At 65.6% G+C, this 25,291-nt stretch carries 21 protein-coding genes and 1 other RNA gene; 9 read left to right on the top strand and 13 right to left on the bottom strand.

The features are described 5' to 3' along the window. Positions 1 to 62: 62 nt before the first annotated feature. The 7 genes from MSIMFI_RS17940 to MSIMFI_RS17970 all read right to left on the bottom strand — a co-directional run bounded on the left by MSIMFI_RS17940 (position 63) and on the right by MSIMFI_RS17970 (position 10,793). Entirely contained in the window at positions 63 to 920 is an 858-nt protein-coding gene (locus MSIMFI_RS17940) for a TIGR03619 family F420-dependent LLM class oxidoreductase (protein ID WP_191498470.1), read from the bottom strand. Then, on the bottom strand, positions 917 to 1,540 hold the full coding sequence (locus MSIMFI_RS17945; protein ID WP_224770303.1) for a PaaI family thioesterase: 624 nt from the start codon (positions 1,538 to 1,540) through the stop codon (positions 917 to 919). Before MSIMFI_RS17945 ends, MSIMFI_RS17940 begins: the two co-directional genes overlap by 4 nt. Positions 1,541 to 1,555: 15 nt before the next feature. After that, on the bottom strand, positions 1,556 to 4,555 hold the full coding sequence (locus MSIMFI_RS17950) for a bifunctional [glutamine synthetase] adenylyltransferase/[glutamine synthetase]-adenylyl-L-tyrosine phosphorylase (RefSeq protein WP_191498471.1): 3,000 nt from the start codon (positions 4,553 to 4,555) through the stop codon (positions 1,556 to 1,558). Between the two features lie 136 nt (positions 4,556 to 4,691). Further along, positions 4,692 to 6,032, bottom strand: a complete 1,341-nt coding sequence (gene glnA / locus MSIMFI_RS17955) for a type I glutamate--ammonia ligase (RefSeq protein WP_186243660.1) — start codon at positions 6,030 to 6,032, stop codon at positions 4,692 to 4,694. A gap of 94 nt (positions 6,033 to 6,126) precedes the next feature. Beyond that, positions 6,127 to 7,680 carry an alpha/beta hydrolase gene (locus MSIMFI_RS17960; RefSeq protein WP_191498472.1) on the bottom strand — a complete coding sequence of 518 codons (1,554 nt, stop codon included), beginning with the start codon at positions 7,678 to 7,680 and terminating at the stop codon, positions 6,127 to 6,129. 109 nt (positions 7,681 to 7,789) lie between these two features. Further along, a complete protein-coding gene (locus tag MSIMFI_RS17965) occupies positions 7,790 to 9,346 on the bottom strand; it encodes an alpha/beta hydrolase (RefSeq protein ID WP_191498473.1) in 1,557 nt (518 codons plus the stop codon). A gap of 37 nt (positions 9,347 to 9,383) precedes the next feature. Then, a complete protein-coding gene (locus tag MSIMFI_RS17970) occupies positions 9,384 to 10,793 on the bottom strand; it encodes a WS/DGAT/MGAT family O-acyltransferase (protein WP_186243663.1) in 1,410 nt (469 codons plus the stop codon). A gap of 146 nt (positions 10,794 to 10,939) precedes the next feature. Here MSIMFI_RS17970 and panB point away from each other — a divergent pair, with 146 nt between their 5' ends. Next, positions 10,940 to 11,794, top strand: a complete 855-nt coding sequence (gene panB / locus MSIMFI_RS17975; protein ID WP_186243664.1) for a 3-methyl-2-oxobutanoate hydroxymethyltransferase — start codon at positions 10,940 to 10,942, stop codon at positions 11,792 to 11,794. 127 nt (positions 11,795 to 11,921) lie between these two features. Beyond that, positions 11,922 to 13,487, top strand: a complete 1,566-nt coding sequence (locus tag MSIMFI_RS17980; RefSeq protein ID WP_191498474.1) for a CYTH and CHAD domain-containing protein — start codon at positions 11,922 to 11,924, stop codon at positions 13,485 to 13,487. A 104-nt stretch (positions 13,488 to 13,591) separates the two neighbouring features. Here MSIMFI_RS17980 and rnpB read toward each other — a convergent pair. Beyond that, positions 13,592 to 14,008: RNase P RNA component class A (rnpB, locus tag MSIMFI_RS17985), an RNA gene on the bottom strand. Between the two features lie 98 nt (positions 14,009 to 14,106). Here rnpB and MSIMFI_RS17990 point away from each other — a divergent pair. The 3 genes from MSIMFI_RS17990 to MSIMFI_RS18000 all read left to right on the top strand — a co-directional run bounded on the left by MSIMFI_RS17990 (position 14,107) and on the right by MSIMFI_RS18000 (position 17,244). Continuing rightward, a complete protein-coding gene (locus MSIMFI_RS17990; protein ID WP_191498475.1) occupies positions 14,107 to 15,291 on the top strand; it encodes a cytochrome P450 in 1,185 nt (394 codons plus the stop codon). Beyond that, positions 15,288 to 15,482: a ferredoxin gene (locus tag MSIMFI_RS17995; protein ID WP_191498476.1), complete on the top strand. Its 195-nt coding sequence runs from the start codon at positions 15,288 to 15,290 to the stop codon at positions 15,480 to 15,482. Before MSIMFI_RS17990 ends, MSIMFI_RS17995 begins: the two co-directional genes overlap by 4 nt. A 172-nt stretch (positions 15,483 to 15,654) precedes the next feature. Next, complete coding sequence (locus MSIMFI_RS18000) at positions 15,655 to 17,244, top strand: phospholipase C (RefSeq protein ID WP_224770304.1); 1,590 nt, start codon at positions 15,655 to 15,657, stop codon at positions 17,242 to 17,244. Positions 17,245 to 17,259: 15 nt separating this feature from the next. On the opposite strand, the gene MSIMFI_RS18005 is transcribed toward MSIMFI_RS18000, so the two are convergent. From MSIMFI_RS18005 to cobC, 4 genes are read right to left on the bottom strand one after another with little or no spacing between them, the layout of a single operon-like run. Then, on the bottom strand, positions 17,260 to 18,372 hold the full coding sequence (locus tag MSIMFI_RS18005; RefSeq protein ID WP_191498477.1) for a bifunctional RNase H/acid phosphatase: 1,113 nt from the start codon (positions 18,370 to 18,372) through the stop codon (positions 17,260 to 17,262). After that, positions 18,369 to 19,106 (bottom strand): zinc ribbon domain-containing protein, encoded by a 738-nt coding sequence (locus MSIMFI_RS18010; protein WP_191498478.1) that lies wholly within the window; start codon positions 19,104 to 19,106, stop codon positions 18,369 to 18,371. Before MSIMFI_RS18010 ends, MSIMFI_RS18005 begins: the two co-directional genes overlap by 4 nt. Next, positions 19,103 to 20,251: a Nif3-like dinuclear metal center hexameric protein gene (locus tag MSIMFI_RS18015; protein ID WP_191498479.1), complete on the bottom strand. Its 1,149-nt coding sequence runs from the start codon at positions 20,249 to 20,251 to the stop codon at positions 19,103 to 19,105. Before MSIMFI_RS18015 ends, MSIMFI_RS18010 begins: the two co-directional genes overlap by 4 nt. Then, the gene (cobC, locus tag MSIMFI_RS18020; RefSeq protein ID WP_191498480.1) at positions 20,248 to 21,276 is read right to left on the bottom strand and encodes an Rv2231c family pyridoxal phosphate-dependent protein CobC; all 1,029 of its coding nucleotides are present in this window, start codon (positions 21,274 to 21,276) and stop codon (positions 20,248 to 20,250) included. The genes MSIMFI_RS18015 and cobC overlap by 4 nt, the downstream gene beginning before the upstream one ends. A gap of 90 nt (positions 21,277 to 21,366) precedes the next feature. On the opposite strand from cobC, the gene MSIMFI_RS18025 reads away from it, so the two are divergent. The 3 genes from MSIMFI_RS18025 to MSIMFI_RS18035 are packed head-to-tail and all read left to right on the top strand — an operon-like array spanning position 21,367 to position 23,376. Then, complete coding sequence (locus MSIMFI_RS18025) at positions 21,367 to 22,047, top strand: HAD-IA family hydrolase (RefSeq protein WP_396820352.1); 681 nt, start codon at positions 21,367 to 21,369, stop codon at positions 22,045 to 22,047. Next, positions 22,040 to 22,537 (top strand): low molecular weight protein-tyrosine-phosphatase, encoded by a 498-nt coding sequence (locus tag MSIMFI_RS18030; RefSeq protein ID WP_191498481.1) that lies wholly within the window; start codon positions 22,040 to 22,042, stop codon positions 22,535 to 22,537. The genes MSIMFI_RS18025 and MSIMFI_RS18030 overlap by 8 nt, the downstream gene beginning before the upstream one ends. Next, positions 22,537 to 23,376, top strand: a complete 840-nt coding sequence (locus MSIMFI_RS18035; RefSeq protein WP_191498482.1) for an SURF1 family cytochrome oxidase biogenesis protein — start codon at positions 22,537 to 22,539, stop codon at positions 23,374 to 23,376. The genes MSIMFI_RS18030 and MSIMFI_RS18035 overlap by 1 nt, the downstream gene beginning before the upstream one ends. A 40-nt stretch (positions 23,377 to 23,416) precedes the next feature. On the opposite strand, the gene MSIMFI_RS18040 is transcribed toward MSIMFI_RS18035, so the two are convergent. Beyond that, positions 23,417 to 24,415 carry a cobalamin biosynthesis protein gene (locus MSIMFI_RS18040; protein WP_191498483.1) on the bottom strand — a complete coding sequence of 333 codons (999 nt, stop codon included), beginning with the start codon at positions 24,413 to 24,415 and terminating at the stop codon, positions 23,417 to 23,419. A gap of 52 nt (positions 24,416 to 24,467) precedes the next feature. Between MSIMFI_RS18040 and MSIMFI_RS18045 the strand changes: the two genes are divergently transcribed. Further along, positions 24,468 to 25,283, top strand: a complete 816-nt coding sequence (locus tag MSIMFI_RS18045; protein WP_191498484.1) for an oxygenase MpaB family protein — start codon at positions 24,468 to 24,470, stop codon at positions 25,281 to 25,283. The last annotated feature ends 8 nt before the right edge of the window (positions 25,284 to 25,291 follow it).

Raw genomic sequence — 25,291 nt, forward strand, 5'->3', positions numbered from 1 at the left:
GCGAGCAGGCGCAAAGGCCCCCATTTCGGTACCGAAATGGGGGCCTTTGCGTCTGCTCGCCATTAGTCCAGCGCGAGGTCCTTACGAAAGCGCCGCATCCCGTCAATTTTCTCGGGCAAGCCGGCATCCGGCCCGGCGTAGAACATCCACGGCATGGTGATGATGCCGGTGATGCCAGCATCCGCTGCGCGCTGATAATCGGCGATGGTGAAGGCGTCGGTCAGCGGCGTCAAGATGGTGAAATCGTCTAGAGACAGCCCATTTTCGAGCCGCAACTCGCGCAATCGGCCCACCGCCTCGATCGCCCGTTCGGTCTTGATCAGGTCCCCGATCCAGCCGTCGTGGCGCGCGGCACGGCGTAGCGCGATGTCACTTAGTCCGCCGACATAGATCGGTATTGGCGGCGGGGTTGGTTGCATCTCCAGCCGCGGCGCCTGGTAGAACTCGCCGTCGAATTCAGTCCAGCCCGGTTCCCACAGCGCCCGCATCAGGTCGAGCATTTCGTCGGTGCGTTTGCCGCGGCCCGCGAACTGCTCGCCCATCAAAGCGAACTCCTCGGAACACCAGCCGACTCCGATACCCAGCTCCACTCGGCCGGATGCCAAAAGCGCCGCTGTACCAATGGCTTTCGCGGCCGAGTAGGGATTGCGCATCGCGGGAATGTATACCGTGGTGACGAACCGCAACCGCGTCGTAACCTGGGCAAGCGCCCCCACGAGAACCCAGGGGTCGGGCCAGTCGGTGAACGGCTGCCACCGTCGTTGCCCGTCTTTGGTGTATGGATACGGAGTGGCCAGGGTCTCCAGGTTGACGACGTGGTCGGGGATTCCGATGCCGTCGTAGCCGAGTTCATCGGCGGCCTTGGCGATCTCGATGATCTCTGCGGTATTCAAGAAGGCGCTGCTGATGTAGAACTTCATTCGACGTCCCGAGCCCACGCCGGCTTGATGAAAACACCCTCCGCTTCCGCTGTCACCCCCGCAGCGTCCGAAATAAAGCCCCGCGCAAAGGCTTTGACACCCTCGCTGCGTTCGACAAAGGCTTCGGCGCGAAGTGGGCCCAGCGGAGTGCCGCGAAGGTACTTCACGGTGATAGTTCCGGTGAACAACGGCTTGGTCAGTCCACCGCTCGCCGCCTCGCCGAGCATGTGGTCAAGCACTAGCGCGCAAACACCGCCATGCACGAGGCTCGGCGGGCCCTCGTAGGCCGTGCCGAGGACAAACTCACTCCAGCACCGCCCGTCATCGTGATGGACAACCAATGGCGGGGCTATCGGATTGCACGGGCCGGTCGCGGCATTGCCCAATGGCAACGGCCGACCGTCAACGCGGTAGGTCACGCCGACCGGGCGGACGCGTTGACTGCGCAACGACTCGGTCACCGCCTCGATCGTGGTCCGCGCCTCCTGGATGACGTCGTCGTCAGCTTGGGTTCGGATGGTTGCCTCGATGAGGTCTCGAACCGCTTCGGCCAACGGGGCATACATAGCCGTCACCCGGCCAAGCTCGGATTCGCTGAGGACCTCGAATGCGGCGTCCACCCATCAGCCTCCTGCTTAGCTCCCGAACACTTTGCGCACGACCGCTTTTGCGCGTCGCGTCACGCGCAGATAGTTATCCAGGAATTCCCCACCGTCGTCGTTTCGCCAGCCCGCGGCGACCGCGACCGCATTGAGCTGACGTCCCGGTCCCGGCAGCTGATCGGTCGGCTTACCGCGGACCAGCACCAGCGCGTTGCGGGCCCGGGTGGCGGTCAGCCAGGCCTGACGCAGTAGCTCCACTTCTTCCGCGGCAACCAGCCCCGCCGCGGCGATCGCGTCCAGGGATTCCAGCGTCGAGGTGTTGTGCAGGGCCGGGACCTCATGCGCGTGGCGCAGCTGCATCAACTGCACGGTCCATTCGATGTCGGCCAGTCCCCCGCGCCCCAGCTTGGTGTGCGTGTTGGGGTCGGCGCCGCGCGGCAACCGCTCGGACTCGATGCGCGCCTTGATGCGGCGAATCTCCCGCACCGCCTCGGCCGACACGCCGTCGGGCGGATAGCGCGTCTTGTCGGCCATCAGCAGGAACCGCTGACCCAGCTCCGCGTCGCCGGCGACCGCGTGCGCGCGCAGCAGCGCCTGGATTTCCCACGGCTGCGCCCATTGCTCGTAGTAAGCGGCGTAGGACCCCAGCGTTCGGACCAACGGACCATTGCGGCCCTCGGGTCGCAGATTGGCGTCCACCTCTAAAGGCGGGTCAACGCTCGGAGTCCCCAGCTGTGTCCGAATCTGCTCGGCGACGCTTGTCGACCACTTAACTGCCTGCGAATCATCGACGCCGGTTGCCGGATCGCAGACGAACATCACATCGGCATCCGAGCCGTAGCCCAGCTCGGCACCGCCCAGGCGGCCCATGCCGATGACCGCGATGGCCGCGGGGGCGTGGCCATCTTCGGGAAGGTTGGCCCGGATCGTTGCGTCGAGCGCGGCCTGCAGCACCGCCACCCACACCGACGTGAGCGCGCGGCACACGTCGGTGACCTCGAGCAGGCCGAGAAGGTCTGCCGAACCGATCCGTGCCAGCTCGCGACGGCGCAGCGTGCGCGCGGCGGCTATGGCCCGCGCCGGCTCGGGGTGGCGGCCCGCCGAGGCGATCAGAGCGCGAGCCACCGCAGCGGGCTCGGTTTCGAGCAACTTCGGTCCGGACGGCCCGTCACTGTAATGTTGGATGACCTCCGGCGCCCGCATCAACAGATCCGGCACATACGCAGAAGTCCCCAGTACATGCATGAGCCGCCTGGCCACAGCGGGCTTGTCGCGCAGCGTCGACAGGTACCAACTGTGGGTTGCCAGTGCATCGCTGAGCCGGCGATAGGCCAGCAGCCCACCGTCGGGATCGGGCGCGTACGACATCCAGTCCAGCAGCCGGGGCAGCAACACCGACTGCACCCGTCCACGCCGGCCGCTCTGATTGACCAACGCCGACATGTGCTTCAACGCGGTCTGCGGCCCCACGTAGCCCAGCGCAGCCAGCTGACGTTCCGCGGCCTCCGACGTCATGCCGGGGGCGATCTGCAGCCCGGCTGGGCCGATCGATTCCAGCAGCGGTTGGTAGAAGAGCTTGGCGTGCAGACGGGATACCCGCACGCTTTGGTGTTTGAGTTCCTCGCGCAGCACCCCGGCCGCGTCGTGCCGACCGTCGGGCCGGATATGAGCCGCACGCGCAAGCCAGCGCACCGCTTCTTCGTCGTCGGCCTCGGGCAGCAAATGGGTGCGCTTGAGCCGTTGCAGCTGCAGTCGGTGCTCGAGCAGTCGGAGGAACTCATACGAGGCGGTCAGATTCGCGGCGTCTTCGCGCCCGATGTAACCGCCTTCGCTCAACGCCGCCAGTGCGTTAACGGTGGAGGCCACGTGCAGCGAGTCGTCGCTGCGGCCGTGCACCAGCTGCAGTAGCTGCACGGCAAACTCCACGTCACGCAATCCGCCACTACCGAGCTTGAGTTCGCGGCCACGGACGTCGGCGGGCACCAACTGCTCGACACGGCGCCGCATCGCCTGCACCTCAACCACAAAGTCCTCACGCTCGCATGCGGTCCAAACCATCGGCATCAAGGCCTTTATGTAGCGCTCGCCAAGTCCCATGTCGCCGGCCGCGGGGCGGGCTTTCAGCAATGCCTGGAACTCCCAGGTCTTGGCCCAGCGCTGGTAGTACGCGACGTGCGAATCGAGCGTGCGAACCAACTCCCCACTGCGGCCCTCCGGCCGCAACCCGGCGTCCACCTCAAAGAACGCCGTCGACGCCACCCGCATCATCTCGCTGGCGACGCGGGTGCTGAGCGGATCGGCGCGCTCAGCAACGAAGATCACGTCGACGTCACTGACGTAATTCAGTTCTCGCGCACCGCATTTGCCCATCGCGATGACCGCCAGACGCGGTGGCGTGCGGTCGCCGCACACGGTCGCCTCAGCCACCCGCAGCGCGGCCGCTAGCGCGGCGTCCGCGATGTCGGCCAACTGGGCACCGACCACGGTGAACGGCAGCACCGGCTCGTCTTCGACCGTCGCGGCCAAATCAAGGGCGGCCAGTATCAACAGGTGGTCGCGGTAACGGGCGCGCAATCGGTGCACCACCGCGCTGGGAGCCCCCGACGCATCCGAGGCCGCCTCGATGCGCTCGCTGAATGACTCCTCCATCTCGTCGCGGGAAGGCAGTTTGACGTTGCCCCGCAGCAGCTTCCACGACTGTGGATGGGCGGCGAGGTGCTCGCCCAAGGCCAGCGATGAACCCAGCACCGCGAACAACCGCCCACGCAGGCTGCGCTCGGTGAGCAGGGCCGCATTCAGCTCGTCCCATCCGGTGGCTGGGTTCTCGGCCAGTCGGACTACCGCCGCTAGCGCGGCGTCGGCGTCCGCGGCGCGCGACAACGACCACAGCAGATCGACGCAGAGCTGGTCGTCCTCGTTATCCCAACCCAGCTGCGTCAAACGAGCGCCTGCCCGCGGATCGATCAATCCGAGCCGGCCGACGCTGGGCAACTTGGGTCGCTGCGTCGCGGGTTTGGTCACGACTCGCGCCACCGACGATGCAGTGGGGGCACCCCCAGCCGCGCAGCCGCGCGGGGGACCAAGCGATGAGGAGGAGTGGCGCCCACGACACTGACGGTAGCGCAAGACGCTGCCGCCCCTGCAAAACAGGATGTGGGTTAGGGCCGGTCTAGAGCGACAGGTAGGTGCTCAGCTCGTAGGGGGTGACGTGGCTGCGATAGTTGGCCCACTCTGTTCGCTTATTGCGCAAGAAGAAATCAAAAACATGCTCCCCCAAGGCCTCCGCGACGAGCTCGGAGGCCTCCATGGCGCGTAGCGCACTGTCCAGACTGGACGGAAGTTCGCGGTATCCCATGGTCCGGCGTTCCTCGGGCGTTAGATCCCACACGTTGTCCTCGGCCTGCGGGCCCAGCACGTAGCCCTTCTCCACCCCACGCAGTCCAGCGGCCAGCAGTACGGCGAACGTCAGGTATGGGTTGCACGCCGAATCTGGGCTGCGCACCTCGATCCGCCGCGACGAGGTCTTGTGCGGCGTGTACATCGGCACCCGAACCAGCGCGGACCGGTTGGCGGCCCCCCATGAGGCGGCGGTGGGTGCCTCCCCGCCCTGCACGAGCCGTTTGTAGGAGTTGACCCATTGGTTGGTGACCGCACTGATCTCAGAGGCGTGCTCAAGGATCCCGGCGATGAAGGACTTGCCGACTTCGGATAGCTGCAGCGGATCGTCGTCGCTGTGGAAGGCGTTAACCTCGCCTTCGAACAGGCTCATGTGGGTGTGCATCGCCGAGCCCGGGTGCTGCCCGAACGGCTTGGGCATGAACGATGCCCGCGCACCCTCTTCGAGCGCGACTTCTTTGATGACGTAACGAAACGTCATCACGTTGTCGGCCATCGACAGCGCGTCGGCGAAGCGCAAGTCGATCTCCTGCTGGCCCGGCGCGCCTTCGTGGTGGCTGAATTCCACCGATATTCCCATGAACTCCAGGGCCTCGATCGCGTGGCGGCGAAAATTCGACGCGGAGTCGTGTACCGCCTGGTCGAAGTAGCCGGCGCTGTCGACGGGTACAGGTACCGACCCATCGTCGGGGCCTGACTTCAGCAGGAAGAATTCGATTTCCGGATGTACGTAGCAGGAGAAACCAAGTTCGTTGGCCTTCGTAAGCTGACGCCGCAGCACATGTCGCGGGTCTGCCCACGATGGCGAGCCATCCGGCATGGTGATGTCGCAGAACATCCGCGCCGAGTGGTGGTGACCGGAGTTGGTGGCCCAGGGCAGCACCTGGAAGGTCGACGGATCGGGATGCGCCACGGTGTCGGATTCCGAGACTCGGGCGAAACCCTCGATCGAGGATCCGTCGAAGCCAATTCCCTCCTCGAATGCGCCTTCGAGCTCTGCTGGGGCGATTGCGACCGACTTGAGGAAACCGAGCACGTCTGTGAACCAGAGCCGGACGAAGCGGATGTCCCGTTCCTCCAGGGTGCGGAGGACGAATTCCTTCTGTCGATCCATAACCCGAACACTATGCAAGTTGTGTTAATTCCGTGTTACCGGTGCCCGGTCAAAAGCGTTGCAAGCTGGTCCGACGGCATTTGCGCGCCGCTGTTCAGCACCGCAAGTTCGCCGGCGGCAAGGTCAGGCCGTCGAGGTACCGCACCACGGCGGTATCCACGCAGTCGTTGCCGTCGAACACCGCGGTGTGCTGGGTTCCGTCGAAGGTGATCAGCGGGGCGCCCAGCTGGCGGGCCAGGTCGACCCCGGCTTGGTAGGGGGTGGCCGGGTCGTGGGTGGTGGAGACCACGACGACCTTGGCCGGTGGAGCCGGCGCTGCCGGGTGCGGTATCGACGTTGCCGGAACCGGCCACAGCGCGCACAGATCGCGCGGGGCCGAACCGGTGAATTGCCCGTACGACAGGAACGGAGCGACCTCGCGGATCTTGCGATCGGCGGCGATCCAAGGCGCTGGATCAGTCGGCGTCGGCGCGTCGACGCAACGGATCGCGTTGAACGCGTCCTGGTCGTTGTTGTAGCGCCCCTGGCGGTCCCGGCCTTGGTAGTCATCGGCGAGCAGCAGCAGGTCGCCCGCGTCGGTGCCGCGCTGTAACCCAAGGAGCCCACTGGTCAGGTACTTCCAATGACTCGGCGTATAGAGCGCGTTGATGGTGCCCGTGGTCGCGTCGGCGTAGCTCAGGCCACGCGGATCTGACGTCTTACCCGGCCTCGCGACCAGCGGGTCAACCAAGGCGTGGTAGCGGTTGACCCACTGGGCCGGGTCGGTTCCCAACGGGCAGGCCGTCGAACGGGCGCAGTCCGCGGCGTAATCGTTGAAAACGGTTTGGAATCCTGCCATTTGGTTGATGGTTTCCTCGATGGGACCGATGGTCGGGTCGATCGCGCCATCGAGCACCATCGCCCGCACATGGGAGCTGAACCGCTCGATGTAGGCGGTACCCAACTCGGTCCCGTAGCTGTATCCGAGGTAGTTGATCTGCTCGTCACCCAGCGCTTGGCGGACCATGTCCATATCGCGCGCCGCCGATGCCGTGCCGACGTTCGCCAGGAATTCCGGGCCGATCCGGTCCACACAGTGCTGCGCCAACTCGCGGTAGACCTGCTCGATGTGGGCCACACCGGCCGGGCTGTAATCGACCATCGGGTCGCGCCGGTAGGCGTCGAACTCGGCGTCGGTGCGGCACCGCAATGCAGGGGTCGAGTGTCCGACTCCTCTCGGGTCAAAGCCCACCAGGTCGAAGTGTCGGGCGATATCGGTGTCCTTGAGCTCTGGCGCCACCCCGGCGACCATCTCGACCGCGGACGCCCCGGGTCCTCCCGGATTGATCAGCAGCGATCCGACACGTTGACCGGTCGCTGGGATCCGGATCACCGCCAACTTGGCTTGTGCCCCACCGGGTTTGTCGTAATCGACCGGTACCGACACCGTTGTGCATTTCGCGCTGGGAAGGTTGCTGGCATCCGCGATGAACTCACGGCAGGACCCCCAACTCTGTTGCGGCGCGGCTGCCGGTGCAACGGGGCTCTGGGTCTGACCGGCATCGGCCTCAGGCGTGGCACCGGCCAAAGGCGGTGCAGCCGTCGCGTGCCCGCCGAGCGCCAGCCCAAACGACAGCAGCGCCGAGCTCAACGGTCTCAGGCGGCACATGGCCGTTGATCTTGTCACCCATGAGTACCCGTGACGGCGCGAAACGATCACGCCTTGATCTCATCCAGCTCTCGCCGAGCGTGTCACCACCACGCTCGGCGAGCGGTGACTAACACTTTGCGCCGCTGGGCGGAGTGCTGCCGCCGATCAAGTACACCGTCACGTAGTCGTCAATGCAGCTATCGCCCTGGAATACCACCGTGTGCTGCGTTCCGTTGAAGGTAAGCAACGAGCCATGCAGTTGTTTGGCCAGGTCGACCCCCGCCTGATAGGGCGTCGCGGGATCGTGGGTCGTGGACACCACCACAGTCGACACCAGACCGGGCACGGAGACGGAATGCGGCTTGCTCGTCGGCGGCACCGGCCAGAACGCACAAGTACCCAGTGGAGCGTCGCCGGTGAACTTGCCGTAGCTCATGAACGGTGCAATCTCGCGTGACCGGCGGTCTTCGTCAATGATCTTGGCTCGGTCTGTAATCGGCGGCTGATCAACACAATTGATCGCGACCCGTGCGTCGGTGGAATTGTTGTAATGCCCGTGTGCATCACGACGCATGTACATATCGGCCAGGGCGAGCATGGTGTCTCCCCGGTGGTCGACCAGCTCCGAGAGAGCATCGGTCAGGTGGTGCCACAGATTCGGGGAGTACAGCGCCATGATCGTGCCGACGATGGCATCGCTATAGCTGAGGCCGCGCGGGTCGTTAGTCTTCGCCGGCCTGCTGACCGACAGGTTGTTCGGGTCCACGAGCGGGTCGATCAGGCTGTGGTAGACCTCGACAGCCTTGGCCGGGTCGGTGCCCAGCGGACAGTTCGAGTCCTTAGCGCAGTCCGCCGCATAGTCATTGAACGCGCCCTGGAATCCCTTGGCCTGACGTAGATCCGCTTCGATGGGATCGGCGTTGGGGTCGACGGCGCCGTCGAGGATCATCGCCCGCACCCGCTGGGGGAAGGCCTCGGCGTAGGCCGAGCCGATCCGGGTGCCGTACGAGTAGCCGAGGTAGGTCAGCTTGTCGTCGCCCAGCGCCGCGCGGATGGCATCCAGATCCTTGGCAACGTTGACCGTCCCGACGTTCGCCAGGAAATTCTTGCCCATCTTGTCGACGCAGCGGCGCACGAATTGTTTGGTCTCGTTCTCAATGCGCGCCACGCCGGCCTGGCTGTAGTCAACCTGCGGCTCGGCCCGCAGCCGGTCGTTGTCCGCATCGGAGTTGCACCAAATCGCGGGTCGCGAGGATGCCACACCACGTGGGTCGAACCCGACCAGATCGAAGCGTTCGTGGACGCGCTTCGGCAGGGTCTGGAAAACACCGAGTGCGGCCTCTATACCGGATTCACCGGGGCCACCGGGATTGATGACCAGCGAACCGATCTTGTCTCCGGTCGCGGGAAAGCGAATCAACGCCAGCGACGCCACCTCACCGTCGGGATGGTCGTAGTCGACGGGCACGGCGAGCTTGCCACAAAGCGCGCCGCCGGGGACCTTCACTCCCGGGTTTGACGAACGACACGGTGTCCATTCGATCGGCTGGCCCAGCTTCGGCTCAGCCATGCGAGCACGCCCGCCGACCACGCGGATGCATCCGGCGAGCACCAACACCACGGATGCGATCGCGGTCCAGACCAGCAGCATGCGCGCGATCTTGTCGCGGCGGGACAGACTCATGGCACCCTATGCTGCCAGAGAAGACTCAAATTCCTGGTTAGCGGCCATCGCCGGGCGATCTCTCGCACGCAGCCAGCAGCTCTTCCATGCCGATGGCAAACTCATCGGCCATCTCCCATAGGTCCGGCAACAGGTCCGGGCAGGAGATGAGCCCGACATCCAGCTTGCTGTTCAGCGACATCACGGTGATGTTGAGACCTGAGCCGTGAAAGATCGGCCCCAGCGGGTACATCGCCTTGACCTCACAACCCAACATGTACAGCGGGATCTGTGGTCCCGGCACGTTGGACACCACCAGGTTGTGCACCGGCAAGCTCGTCAACCGGGTGCTGGCATAGACCCGCATCGCGATCCCGAAAACGGCCGGCGCCGCGAACTGTGACCAATCCTGCAACAGCGTGGCACCAATGGCTGAACTATGTTGCTTGGCAACGGAATTCGCTGCGGCGATCGCCTTCAGACGTTCCGCGGGGTCGGCGATGTTGGTTTCCAGGCTGGCAAACATGCCCGAAACCTGGTTCCGGCCGGGGCGATCCGACTTGCCATGCACCGACACCGGCACCGTCGCCACCAGTGAGGCGTCGGGCAACGCGTTGCGCTCGGCCAGGTATTGCCGAAGCACCCCGGACACCAACGCCATCACCACGTCGTTGACCTTGACGCCGAAGTGGTTCTTGACTGTCTTAATGTCTTCGAGGTCCAGCTGGGCATAGGCGATGTTGCGCCGGCCAGTGATTCTGGCGTTGAAGACCGTGCGCGGTGCGGCAAACGGACGCGCCATGGTCAAGCCGTCCCGGGCCCGCAGCAGTGTCCCAACCACCGAGGAAACGGTGTCCGGCACCACATTCGCCAGGTTCAGCGGCCGGGTGACGAACCTGATCAAGCCGCCGGCGGCAATCTGCCAGCCGCTGCCGCCGCCGACCCCATCCACCGGGTCGGGCGGGGGCGCATCGGCCTCGGTGGTGCACAACTGCGACATCAAGTTGGCGCCGGTCACCCCATCCACGCCTGCATGGTGCACCTTGGTCATGACCCCGATGCGGCCTTTGCGATGGCAGTCGGTGCCGGCGACGCCTTCGATGACCCACATCTCCCACAGCGGCCGCCTGCGATCCAACGGCAACGATGCGATGTGGCCGCAGACTTCCGACATTTCCGCGCGCCCGCCCGGCGATGGCAAGCCGATGCGGTGCAAATGCCGATCGAGCTGAAAGTTCTCGTCATCAACCCAGACGGGATGGTCGAGGTTCAGCAGACTATTGGCAAGCTTCTCGCGGAACTCCGGCATCGCCTTGATGCGCAGCGATAATGCGTCGCGCAGTCGGTCGAAGGTGTAGCCGCCGGGCATGGTCGACGTATCCAATTCCATGATCGAGCAAACATGCATGGGCTGGGAGGAGGTTTCCAAGTACAGGAAGCTGGCGTCGAGTCCACTGAGCCGCTGCATCCGCAGATCGTATGCCGGTGGCGAACAACACGGTGCATCTACATGGACAAAATGGCAGACTGTTGGAGTCAGACGAACCCGGGGACCCCATCAGGACCAAACCTACAGGGCCACGAGGATCGACCCGACCAGCACTAGGGACAGTGATGTCTGAGCAGAATGTCTATGGGGCTAACCCTGCCAACACTGCCAACGCCCCGGCACCGCGCACCAAGATCCGCACCCACCACCTGCAGAAATGGAAGGCCGAAGGCCATAAGTGGGGCATGCTTACGGCCTACGACTATTCGACCGCCCGGGTCTTCGACGAGGCCGGCATTCCGGTGCTGCTGATCGGAGATTCGGCAGCCAACGTCGTCTACGGCTACGACACGACGGTGCCCATCTCGATCGACGAGTTGATCCCGCTGGTCCGTGGCGTAGTGCGGGGTGCCCCGCACGCGCTGGTGGTCGCCGATCTGCCGTTCGGCAGTTACGAGGCCGGACCCACCGCGGCATTGGCCGCCGCTACCCGGTTCATGAAGGAAGGCGGCGCGCACGCCGTCAAGCTCGAGGGCGGTGAACGGGTAGCCGAGCAGATCGCGTGCCTGACCACGGCAGGCATTCCGGTGATGGCCCATATTGGCTTCACTCCGCAAAGCGTCAACACCCTGGGCGGCTTCCGGGTCCAGGGCCGCGGTGACGCCGCGGAACAGACGATCGCCGACGCCATCGCAGTCGCAGAAGCGGGAGCGTTTGCCGTCGTGATGGAAATGGTGCCGGCCGAACTAGCAACCCAGATCACCGGCAAGCTCACCATCCCGACCGTCGGGATTGGAGCCGGTCCCAACTGCGACGGCCAGGTCCTGGTCTGGCAGGACATGGCGGGCCTCAGCGGCGGCAAGGCCGCCCGCTTCGTCAAGCGCTATGCAGACATCGCCGGTGAATTACGCCGCGCCGCAATGCAATACGCGGAAGAGGTTGCCGCCGGCGCTTTCCCGGCCGACGAGCACTGCTTTTAGCCGGTACAGCTTCGGCCGCAATGCTCTTCGGGGCGAACTGCGCCGCAAACGACAAGTGGATCGGTGAAGGGCGCGTAACCCTGATGTGGCACTCTATGGGGGCCTATCACCATCCACGGAGGCGAAGATGCCGGTACAGGCGCCAAAGACGGCGCGCCATCTGGAAGTCGAGCGCAAGTTCGACGTTGTCGAGTCGACGGTGTCGCCGTCCTTCGAGGGCATCGCCGCGGTGGCCCGCGTCGAAAAGTTGCCGATGCAATCGCTGGACGCGGTGTACTTCGACACCCCGACCCAGGACCTGGCGCGCAACCGGATCACCCTGCGGCGCCGCACCGGCGGGCCCGACGCGGGGTGGCACCTGAAGTTGCCGGCGGGGCCCGACGCGCGCACCGAAATTCATGCGCCGCTCGAGTCCGCCGACGCAACCGGGGAAGCCGTGCCGGCCTCGTTGCTCGACGTGGTGCTGGCGATCGTTCGCGACCGCCCGATCGAGCCCGTCGCGCGAATCACCACCCAGCGCGAGAGCCAGATCCTTTACGGCGTCGACGGCGTTGCCCTGGCGGAGTTCAGCAACGACCACGTCACCGCCTGGTCGTCTGCTGCTGCCAGCGGCTCCGATGACGGACACGAAGAACAGCAGTGGCGCGAGTGGGAGCTGGAGCTCCAGCAAACGGATGGGACCGCTGGTCACGACCTGCTGAACCGGCTGGGCAACCGGCTGCTCGACGCCGGCGCCGCACCCGCGGGCCACGGTTCCAAGCTGGCACGGGTCCTAGGTCGGACATCCTCTGCCGCTGCGTCGACGCGCACACCGCCACCCGCGGACCCGGTGCATCGCGCCGTCGCCCAGCAAATTGAGGAGCTACTGGTGTGGGATCGCGCCGTGCGCGCGGACGCCTACGATGCGGTGCACCAGATGCGGGTGACCACCCGCAAGATCCGCAGCCTGTTGAAGGACGCCCAGGATTCGTTCGGATTGGCCGACGGGGCCTGGGTCATCGATGAACTACGTGAACTCGCCAGCGTCTTGGGTGTGGCGCGCGATGCCGAGGTGCTCGGCGAACGCTACCAGCGCGAATTGGACCGACTGGCACCGGAACTGGTGCGCGGACCCGTTCGGGAGCGCCTGGTCGACGGCGCCCGGCGTCGCTATCAAAGAGGGCTGCGGCGGTCTTTGATCGCGATGCGGTCGAAACGCTACTTCCGCCTGCTTGATGCCCTCGACGCCCTCGTCGCCGAAAACCCGGCCACGACGGTCGGCCAAGACTCGGCACCGGCGACCCCGATAACTATTGACGCCGCCTACAAACGCGTCCGGAAGGCCGCAAAGGCAGCCGCCCAGGGCGATCAAGACGGCGACGACGACGGCGACCACCAGAAAGACCCCGACGAGGCGCTGCACCGGATCCGAAAGCGCGCCAAACGCTTGCGTTATACCGCGGCCGCAACCGGCGAGGACAAGGTATCCCGACGGGCGAAGGCCATCCAGACGTTGCTCGGCGATCACCAAGACAGCGTGGTCAGTCGCCAGCATTTGATCCAGCAGGTCGATGCCGCACACGCCGCAGGCGAAGACACGTTCACCTATGGCCTGCTTTACCAGCAGGAGGCCGACTTGGCCGACAGTTGCCGGGACCAGCTCGACGCGGCCCTGCGCAAACTCGACAAATCGGTGCGCCGCGCACGACGCTGAGGGCGCCCCGAACCGCCGAGCGTGAACCACACGACGGTCAACCGGCGTGTGGCGTCGTGAGATTCGCACTCGGCGCTCATCCGGCACCGCGACCTGGCAAAGGGCGGGCGAGTTGGCCTGTAAGCCGGATTCTGTTCCACACCGCCGCGGCTCTAACCAACGGCGGCACGGCGGCGACCATCCATCTGGACACACCGTTGCCGGGTGCCTCAAGCGGCCTACCCGCAGGCTCGGGCGAGCAACCCTCGGACGCCTGCGCGGCCGCACTTTCGGTGCGACCTTCTTGGCCTTGCTTCGGGTGGGGTTTGCCTAGCCACCCCGGTCACCCGGAGTGCTGGTGCGCTCTTACCGCACCGTTTCACCCTTACCACCACGAGGATGGCGGTTTGTTTTCTGTGGCACTTTCCCGCGAGTCACCTCGGATTGCTGTTAGCAATCACCCCGCTCTGTGAAGTCCGGACTTTCCTCGACTCGACGCCGATCTTGCGACCGACTCAAGCCGCGGCCGCCCAGCCAACTCGTCCGCGACGAACACGGTACCCGCTGCGCAATGGCGAGGCCAGCGGCTGACCCCGGGAAAGTCATTGCCCTGGCGGGACGCTGGAGCGAGGCTGACGACATGACCGAAGCCTCACAAGCCGAAGCATTCGTCGACCAGGCGATGGTGGGCCTCGCCGAACCTCAGCCGATGTACAAGGCGCTGCGCGAATCAAACCCGGTGTTTCGATCGCCACAGGCGGTCGTGCTGAGCCGCCTTACCGACATCGAGATGGCACTCAAGCACACCGAGCTGTTCTCGTCGAACATGGACGCGGTCGATCTCGGCAACCTGCGACCGCTCATCCCTTTGCAGATCGACCCACCCGACCACGCGAAGTACCGTCGCATCCTTGATCCGCTGTTCACTCCGCGGGAGATGGCGCGGCGTGAACCGCGCGTCACCGAGCTGGTCAACGAGATGATCGACCGCTTCGTCGACCGCGGCGAATGCGACTTTCACGCCGAGTTCGCAGTACCCCTTCCCTGCACCGTCTTCCTGCAACTGCTCGGCCTACCACTGGAAGACCTCGACAAGTTCCTGGAATGGAAGGACGGTGTGATCCGCCCGGCGGGATCCGCCGGCTACAACGACCGCCACCAAGCCTCGGCAGGCGTAGCGCAACAAATTTACGACTACTTCGAGCGGGCCATCGACGACCACATCGCCGCCCCGCGCGACGACGTGTTGTCCGCGCTGATCGCGGCGAACATTGCCGAACAGCCGCTCACACGCGAGGAGATCCTGGATATCTGTTTCCTTTTCCTCATAGCAGGACTCGACACAGTGACGGACTCGCTCGACTGCTTCTTCGTCTATCTCGCGCGCCATCCCGAGCACCGTTGGGAGCTCGTCGAGCAGCCCGATATCGTGCCGAGTGCGATCGAGGAGTTGTTGCGCTGGGAGACGCCAGTGCCCGGCGTGGCGCGGGTGGCCATGCAAGATGTCGAGGTGGGTGGATGCCCCATCAGTAAGGGTGAGCGAGTCAGCCCGTTGCTCGGCGCCGCCAACACCGACCCGGCCGAGTTCCCGGATCCGGAGCTCGTAGATTTCCACCGCAATCCGAACCGACACCGCGCCTTCGGCGGAGGTCCGCACCGCTGCCTCGGGTCGCATCTGGCGCGTATGGAGCTACGGGTGGCGTTGCGCGAATTCCACCGGCGCATTCCCGACTACGCGATAAAGCCCGGAGTTGAGCTCAGCTACACCGCCGCTCTGAGGTCTGTGGAGGCGCTACCGCTGACCTTCGCGGTGCCGCAACGATGATTCGCGTCTGCGTCGACGCTGATCGCTGCGTCGGCCACGGGCGCTGTTACACGCTGGCGCCCGACGTCTTCGACGCCGACGAGTTCGGCCACTCCGTCGTGCGTGCCGAGGAAGTCGGCAGCGAACTCGAGGCGCAGGCGGTCGCCGGCGAGCAAAACTGCCCGGAGCAGGCGATCACGCTATTTCGCTGACGCCGCGGTAAATTTAGCGCGTCGAATCCGGCGACCGAAGCATCACAGACATTAACAGCGCGTGTCTATTTGGCGCGGGCAAAAATGCATACCGACACGCCGTTTGAGCTGCCACGAATAATCGCCCTAGCGAGTATAGCGTGAGCCGAAAATTGGACCGGAAGGCATTGGGGTGAGCGAAGACCCGTTCGGCGGAATGTCTCGTCGCGAGTTTATTGCCAAGGTCGCCGCGGGCGGCACCGGCGCTCTAATGTCCTTTGCCGGCCCGGTGATAGAAAAGGCTTACGGGGCTGGGCCGTGCTCTGGGCATTTGACCGACATCGAGCACATTGTGTTGTTCTTACAGGAGAACCGATCATTCGATCATTACTTTGGAACTCTTTCTGGCACCGATGGATTCAACACTCCGTCGCCCGCATTCCAGCAAAAGGGCTGGAATCCGCAGACGCAGCAACTCGACCCCGCCGGCACCACCATCCCGTTCCGATTCGATACCACCCGAGGCCCGTTCGTTGACGGCCAATGCCTGAACGACCCCGACCACTCCTGGAAGGCGATGCACGAGTCCTGGAACGGCGGTGCCAACGATAACTGGCTACCGGCACAGGTCAGTGCCAGTCCGGTGGTGGGCAATGTCCCCGTGACGATGGGCTATCACACCCGCAAAGACATCCCCATCCACCACATGTTGGCGGACACGTTCACGGTCTGCGATCGGTACTATTGCTCGGTTTTGGGTCCCACCCTGCCCAACCGGCTGTACTGGATCAGCGCCTCGATCGACCCCGGCGGCACCAACGGCGGCCCGCAACTCACTAGCCCCGCCGCCGAACCGGTTGCTCAGTTCAGCTGGACAACCATGCCGGAAAACCTCAGCGCTGCCGGCATCAGCTGGAAGCTGTATCGCAGCAAAGCTCTCGGGCCAATCGCTAGTCATTACCTTAACTACACCTATGACCGAATAATGACGTATTTCAAGCAAGCCCAGGATCCCCGCTCAGACTTGGCTCGCTTCGGCATCGCGCCGACCTACCCCCTCGACTTCGTCGCCGACGTCAAAGCCAATAGGCTGCCCCAGGTTTCCTGGGTGGTTCCTAACACGCCGTTGTCCGAACACCCCGCATTCCCGCCGGCCGTCGGCGCTATCGGCATTGTGCAGCTGTTAAGAATTTTGCTTTCCAATCCGGCGGTATGGGAAAAGACCGCGCTAATTGTCGCCTACGACGAAAATGGTGGGTTCTTCGACCACGTCACACCGCCGACACCTCCGGCGGGAACTCCCGGCGAATTTCTCACCGTTGCCGACATCAATAGCGTGGCGGGCGCTAGCGGCATACGTGGACCCATAGGTTTGGGTTTTCGCGTCCCGTGCATCGTGATTTCGCCATACAGCCGCGGCCCGCTGATGGTCCATGACGTTTTCGACCACACCTCACAGCTGAAGTTGATCGGCAAGCGGTTCGGGGTGCCGATTCCCAACCTCACCGCCTGGCGCGACAGCACGGTCGGCGATATGACATCGACGTTCAACTTCGCCGTCCCGCCCAACCCATCGCGACCCGACTTGGGTCACCCACTGCTCGACGCAGTGCCGAAACTGCCCCAGTGCGTGCCCAACGTGTATTTGGGAACAATCGGGTTGAATCCCAATCCAGTGACGGGAGAGATCGCCGAGGCAATCCCCTATCGGGTGCCCTTTCCGCAGACAATGCCCAGTCAGGAAACCACCCCCGCACGCGGTGTACCCAGCGGTCTCTGCTAGCTAGCACCGAGGTGTCTACAGGTAACCGGTTTGGTTGACCAGCCGCACCGATGACGCTCCATCGGCATAGAACTCGGCGATGCTCAACGACGCCAGATCAAGATGCAACCGGTACAGCACACCCGGGCCGACACCCAATGCGAGCCGCAGCAACACCTTGATAGGCGTGACATGTGAGACCACTAGCACCGTCTCGTTTTCGTGCCCAGTCATGATCCGGTCGCGTGCCCGACGCACCCGCCACATCACTTCGTCGAAGCTCTCGCCGCCCGGCGGTGTCGTGCTGGTGTCGTGTAGCCAGCGACGATGCAGTTCGGGATCGCGTTCGGCGGCCTCGGCGAACGTCAGCCCCTCCCACGCACCGAAGTCGGTCTCGATGAGGTCGTCATCGACGGTCACGTCCAAGCCCAGCGCTCGTGCCGCGGTCGTCGCGGTGTCGTAGGCACGCTGCAGTGGCGAGGAAATCACTGCTGCGATCCCGCCGCGCTGCGCCAGATACCGCGCCGCCAAGCCGGCTTGCCGCCATCCGACTTCGTTGAGTACCGGGTTGCCACGCCCGGAGTAGCGGCGTTGCACCGACAACTCGGTCTGGCCGTGCCGCAGCAATAGCAGCCGGGTGGGAATGCCGCGCGCGCCGGTCCACCCGGGTGCGACGGGGGACTGCGTTGCAACCTTGGCGGGTTCGGCGACCGGCACCGTGGCCTTGTTTACCCTGCGGTTGGCGCGAGCGGCGGCGTCCATCGCCTCGTTGGCCAACCGATCGGCGTGCGAGTTCCGGGCCCGGGGAACCCACGAATAGGTGATCCGGCGAAACCTCGCCGCGAGCACCTGAGCCTGGGCGTGCAACTCAACGAGGTCGGGGTGTTTGACCTTCCAGCGCCCCGCCATTTGTTCCACGACAAGCTTGGAATCCATCAGGACTGCCACTTCGGTGGCACCCATTTTCACCGCATCGTCCAAACCGGCTATTAGACCGCGATATTCAGCGACGTTGTTCGTCGCCCTGCCGATCGCCTGCTTGCTCTCGGCAAGCACGGTCGAGCGGTCCGCGGTCCACACCACCGCGCCGTAGCCGGCCGGCCCGGGGTTGCCCCTCGACCCGCCGTCGGCTTCGATGACAACCTTCACTGCTCAAATCCCTTGACCCGCAACAGGATCGCCCCGCACTCCGGACAGCGCATCACCTCGTCTTCGGCGGCCGCCGCGATCCGGGCCAGCTCGCCGCGGCCGATCTCGATCCGGCATGCGCCACATCGGTGTCCCTGCAGTTGTCCGGCGCCCGCCCCTCCCCTGGCCCGCTGCCGTTCGTAGAGCTCCGAAAGGCCGGGGTCCAGCGTCGCGGTCACCGCGTCGCGACGCGATGAATGTTCATTGCGGGCTTGATCAATCTCGGCGAGTGCGGCGTCGAGTTCCTGTTGCGCGCTGTCCAAGTCGGTCTGCAGCCCATCGAGCGCTTGCAACTCGGCCCGCTGCTGCGCTTGCAGCTCCTCGCGGCGCTCCATTACGTCGAGCAGGGAATCTTCCAGGCTGGCCTGACGACGCTCCAGGGTTTCCAGCTCGTGTTGCAGATCGGCCAATTGCTTGGCATCCGTCGCCCCGGACCTCAGCAACGACCGATCCCGGTCTTCGCGCTTGCGCACCGCGTCGATCTCGCCCTCGAAGCGCGACACCTGGGCGTCCAAGTCGTCCACCGCGATTCGGACGGCGGCCAGCCGATCACTGGCGGCAGTGTGCTCGGCCTTTACCTTCTCGTAGGCCTCCCGCTGGGGCAGATGAGTGGCCCGATGAGCGATCCGGGACAGCTCAGCATCCAGCGTCGCCAATTCCAGTAGCGAACGCTGCTGTGCTACTTCGGCTTTCATGACGGATCTCTTTCAGTGTCGTTCTCGAGATTCCACGGGTCAGTTCGGAGGGTGCACACGCGGATCGGCAGCGACGCGCCAAAATGCGATCGCAACACCTCGGCCGCCTGGCCGCACCACGGAAATTCGCTGGCCCAATGTGCGACGTCGATCAAGGCCACTTGGGAGGCCCGGCGATGTTCGTCGGCCGGATGATGCCGCAGGTCTGATGTGACATACGCCTGCACGTCTGCCGTGGCCGCGGCGCCCAGCAACGAGTCCCCGGCGCCTCCGCAGACCGCGACCCGCGACACCAGCATGCCGGGGTCGCCGGCGGCACGGATGCCCCAGGATGTCTGGGGCAACGCGGCGCTGACGCGGGAGACGAATGCGCTCAGCGGTTCGGGCTGTGGCAGCGTGCCGATGCGGCCCAACCCGACGCCGGCCGGTGACGGCACCAACGCGAAGATGTCGAAGGCCGGCTCCTCGTAGGGGTGTGCGGCCCGCATGGCCGCCAACACACCGCGCCGCGCGCGTGCGGGTGCGACGACCTCGACGCGGTCCTCGGTCACCCGCTCGACAGCCCCAATGCTGCCGATCACCGGCGACGCTCCATCGTGTGGCAGGAACTGACCGGTACCCGTCACACTCCAGCTGCAGTGCGAGTAGTCACCGATGTGTCCGGCGCCGGCTTCAAAAACCGCTGCCTGCACCGCCTCTGAATTCTCGGGAGGCACATAGATGACCCACTTGTCGAGGTCTGCGGCACCTGCGGCACCCGGCGAGGGGGCAAGCACCGCTTCGACGCTCAGGCCGAGAGCCTGCGCCAGCGCGTCGGACACACCAGGTGAGGCCGAGTCGGCGTTGGTGTGCGCGGTGAACAGGGAACGTCCGGTGCGGATCAAACCGTGCACAAGCGCGCCCTTGGGCGTGCTGGCCGCGACCGTGTCGACCCCGCGCAACAGCAACGGATGATGCGCCAGCAGCAGCCCACCCTCGGGAACTTCGTCGACGACCGCCGGTGTCGCGTCGACCGCGATGGTTACCGAGTCCAGCGCATCCGCGGGGTCGCCACACACCAAGCCCACCGAATCCCACGGCTCGGCAAGCCGCGGGGGGTACGCCTCGTCCAGCACCTCGATGACATCGCGCAGGCGCACAGTCACGACAGCACCTCGGCGATTTCCGCAACGAGCAGCGGCCATTCCGGCCGCACCGCTGCCCGCAGATACCGTTCGTCCAGGCCAACGAACGTGTCGCAACGGCGCACCGCAATTCCTTGATTCTGCAGCCGGTTTCGTAGCACGTCGGCACCTGGCGTGCTGAACAAGACAAACGGAGCCCGACCTTCGACGACGGTGACACCCACCGATCTAAGACCCGCCACCATTTCCGCACGCAGCGCTGCCAGCCGGGTGGCGTCGGTCTCCGCCTCGGCGACGGCCTCGACCGCGCAGCAGGCGGCGATGGCTGCCAGTTGCAGCGTGCCTACCGGCCAGTGCGCGCGTCGTGCGGTCAGCCGGGCCAGCACGTCGGGCGAGCCAAGCGCATAGCCCACCCGCAAACCGGCCAGCGACCAGGTCTTGGTCAGACTGCGCAGCACCAGCACGTCGGGCAGGCGGTCGCCAGCCAATGACTCCGGCTCTCCGGGAACCGAATCCATAAACGCCTCGTCGACTACCAGGATCCGTCCCGGCCGGCGCAACGCGAGAAGCTGCGCGCGGGTGTGCAGCACCGACGTGGGGTTGGTCGGATTGCCCACCACGACAAGATCGGCGTCGTCAGGCACGGCCACGCCGTCCAGGCTGAACGGCGGCTCCAACACGACGTGGTGCACCGGGATTCCGGCCGCGTTCAGCGCCACAGCCGGCTCGGTGAACGCGGGTGCAACGATCGCGGCCCGCCTCGGCCGCAGGTTGCTTAACAGTGCAAAGCCCTCGGCCGCCCCGGCCAGCGGCGCCACCTCGTCGCGGCTTCGCCGGTGGCGGGCGGCGGCCGCGTCCTGCGCGACACGCACATCCTGGATGCCTGGGTAGCGGGCCAGATCCGGCAGCAGCGCGGCCAGTCGCTGCACTAGCCATCCCGGCGGATGCGCGTGGCGGACGTTGACGGCGAAGTCCAGCATGCCGGGCGCGACGTCTTGATCGCCGTGATAGCGCGCCGCCGCGAGGCTCGTGTCAAGACTTGCCATCCGTGAAACACTAGTGGGCCGCCGCGCCGCCTCGGCAGTGTCTAGGCAACACCGTCACAGCCAACCACGCCGATCAAGGACAATGGGCGTGTGACAGGCACAATCTCCGCGCGCGCCACCGATTGCCGCCCACAACTGGTGATCTTCGACCTCGACGGCACCCTCACCGACTCAGCCGACGGGATCGTGGCGTCCTTCCTGCATGCACTCGGCCACATCGGCGCCGACGTGCCCGACGGCGACCTTGCCGCGCAGATCGTCGGCCCGCCCATGGACGAAACGTTCCGCTCGATGGAGCTCGGCGGACGCGCCGACGACGCGATCGCGGCCTTCCGCGCCGAGTACGGCACCCGCGGCTGGGCGATGAACAGCCTGTTCGACGGCATCGATGCACTATTGGCCGACCTGCAAGCCTCCGGCGTCCGACTGGCGGTGGCCACCTCCAAGCTGGAGCCGACGGCCCGGCGCATCCTTGCCCATTTCGGGCTGGACCAGCACTTCGAGGTCATTGCCGGCGCGACCGCTGACGGCTCCCGCAGCAGCAAGACCGAGGTGCTGACCCACGCGCTGGGCCAGCTGCGGCCGCTGCCCGAGCGCGTGCTCATGGTCGGCGACCGCAGCCACGACGTTGAGGGGGCGGCCGCACATGGCATCGACACGGTGGTGGTCGGCTGGGGCTACGGGCAGGCCGACTTCGCCGAGTTGATCGACGCCACCGGCGTGACCCATGCCGCGACGATGGCCGAGCTGCGGAGGGTGCTGGGTGTCTGATCCGCGTGCCCTCCATGTCACGTTCGTCTGTACCGGCAACATCTGCCGCTCGCCGATGGCCGAGAAGATGTTCGCCCACCAGATCGCCCAGCGTGGTCTGGATGGCGCGGTACGAGTGACCAGTGCGGGCACCGGCAACTGGCACGTCGGCGACTGCGCCGACGAGCGTGCGACCAGGGTTCTGCGTGCGCACGGCTACCCCACCGAGCATTGCGCCGCACAGCTCGACGCCGATCACTTGACAGCCGATCTGGTGGTGGCCCTGGGCCGCAACCACGTGCGGCTGCTGCGCCAACTCGGGGTTGACGCCACTCGGATACGGATGCTGCGCTCGTTCGACCCGCGCTCCGGCGCCTATGCCCTCGATGTCGAGGATCCCTACTACGGCGACCACGACGACTTCGAAGAGGCATTCGCCGTGATCGAGGCGGCGCTGCCCGGCCTGCACGACTGGGTCGACGAGCGACTCGCGCAGAACGGATCCGGTTGATGCCTCGTTTGATCCGGGGCCTGGCGTTCCTGCTGCGACCGGGCTGGATCGCGCTGATCTTGGTAGTCGTCGCGTTCACCTATCTGTGTTTCATGGTGCTCGCGCCGTGGCAGCTGGGGAAGAACACCAGGACCTCACGGGAGAACCAGCAAATCGAATACTCGCTCAACACTCCCCCGGTGTCATTGAAAACGTTTCTTCCGCAACAGGATTCGTCGGCACCCGCTGCCCAGTGGCGCAGGGTCACGGCAACCGGGCATTATCTGGCGGACGTTCAGGTGTTGGCCCGGTTGCGAGTGGTCGAAGGGGACCAGGCGTTCGAGGTGCTGGCGCCATTCGTCGTGGACGGCGGGCCAACCGTCCTCGTAGACCGCGGATACGTGCGGCCGCAGCCGGGCTCACACGTACCGCCGATCCCGCGCCCGCCCGATCAAACCGTGACGATCACGGGGCGGCTGCGCGACTCCGAACCAACCATGCGGGACAAGGAGCCGTTCACCAGAGACGGTGTGCAGCAGGTGTATTCGATCAACACCGGACAGGTTTCGGTGTTGACCGGAGTGCCGCTGACCGGTTCTTATCTGCAACTGGTCGAAGACCAACCCGGGGGGCTGGGTGTGCTCGGCATACCGCACCTCGACGCGGGTCCGTTTTTGTCCTACGGCATCCAATGGATCTCGTTCGGCATCTTGGCGCCGATCGGCCTGGGCTACTTCGCCTACTCCGAGATCCGAGCCCGCCGACGGGAAAAGCAGACGGCTTCAGCGCCGGACCAGCCGATGACCGGACCCACGACCATCGAGGAGAAGCTCAGCGATCGCTACGGCCGCCGGCGCTAAGCCAATTGCCTGGCCATGTCAGCAGTCGATGAGTGTGCGCTCACGGCTTTGGGTGTGCGCTGACGGCGAAAAAACCGCGCCACGCCCGGCCTGCACGCACGCTCGAAGCCCTGAGCACACACTCAAACGCGACCACCACGGCGGCCGCCGCCTGCACCCCTCGCGACAGCGCCACCGCACGACGTAGATCGGCCACCGTGGGCTGCCGGCCGTCACCGAGTCTGGGCCGGATCTGCAGCTCATCGTGATACTGGGTCGGTCCACCAAGTCGCACGCCCAGCGCACCGGCAAATGCCGCCTCGACGATCCCAGCGTTCGGGCTGGGATGTCGCGCGGCGTCACGACGCCAAGCGCGCACCGCACCCAACGGTGAGCCGCCCACCCCCAGTGCGCAGATCACCACCAGCGTCGCCGTGACCCGTGCGCCGAGATAGTTGGCCAAGTCATCCAATCGCGCTGCAGCCCAACCGAATCGGACATAGCGCGGCGAGCGGTATCCGACCATCGAATCCAAGGTATTGACGGCGCGATATCCCAGCACCGCCGGCACGCCGCCGGCCGCCGCCCACAGCAGCGGCGCCACTTGGGCATCGGAGGTGTTCTCCGCCACCGATTCCAGGGCCGCACGCGTCAGCCCCTGCTCATCCAGCCAGGCCGGATCGCGCCCGCACAGCGATGGCAACAGCCGTCGGGCGGCCTCGACGTCGCCACGGTCCAGCAAATCCGACATCTGCCGGCCAGTGCGCGCCAATGAGGTACCGCCCAGTGATACCCAGGTGGCGGCCGCAGTGGCCGCCACCGACCAGGACCGGCCCCAGCGCTGCAGAGCCGCACCCAGCAGGCCCACGGAACCGACCAGCAGACACACATGCAGTGCCCCGGCGAGCCTGGAGTCGCGATAGGTGACCCGCTCCAACTTCGCGGCCGCGTGGCCAAACAATGCGACCGGGTGACCGCGTTTCGGATCGGCCAGCGCGAGATCGAGCACGTAGCCGGCCAGCGCGCCGGCGACCCGGGCCTGCCGTGTCGAGGCAAACATCACGGCAGCGTCTCATACGTGGTCTACTCGAACCCATGGGAGGATATCCGCGATGAAGCGGCCCGCGAGTCGGATCGCCGACCTGTTGAACCCGGCGGCGTTGCTGTTGCCGGCCGCGAACGTGATCATGCAGCTGTCACTGCCGGGCGTCGGGTATGGCGTGCTGGAAAGCCCGGTGGACAGCGGCAATGTCTACAAGCATCCGTTCAAGCGGGCCCGCACCACGGGCACCTATCTGGCGGTTGCCACCATCGGTTCCGAATCGGATCGAGCCCTAATTCGCGGCGCCGTCGATGTCGCGCACCGGCAGGTCCGGTCGACGCCGTCGAGCCCGGTGTCCTACAACGCATTCGATCCCAAGTTGCAGCTGTGGGTTGCCGCGTGCCTGTACCGGTACTTCGTGGACCAACACGAGTTCCTGCATGGACCGCTCGATGACGTCAGCGCCGACCTCGTCTATCGCGACGCCAAGCGGCTGGGGACCACGCTGCAGGTGCCGGAGCGCATGTGGCCGCCGGACCGGGTCGCGTTCGACGAGTACTGGAAGCGCTCGCTCGACGACCTGCGCATCGACCCACCAGTCCGAGAGCATCTTCGCGGTGTGGCCTCGGTGGCTTTTCTTCCGTGGCCGCTCAGGGCACTTGCCGGACCGTTCAATCTGTTCGCGACGACGGGGTTTTTGGCGCCGGAGTTTCGGGCGATGATGCAGCTGGACTGGACGCAAGCCCAGCAGCGCCGGTTCGAGTGGTTGCTGGCCGTGCTGCGGCTGGCCGACCGACTGATTCCGCACCGGGCGTGGATCTTCACCTACCGGCTCTACCTGTGGGACATGCGGTTTCGCGCCCGCCGCGGCTGGCGGATCGTCTAAAGCGCCGA

The organism is Mycobacterium simulans (assembly GCF_900232995.1).
Taxonomy (GTDB): Bacteria; Actinomycetota; Actinomycetes; order Mycobacteriales; family Mycobacteriaceae; genus Mycobacterium; species Mycobacterium simulans.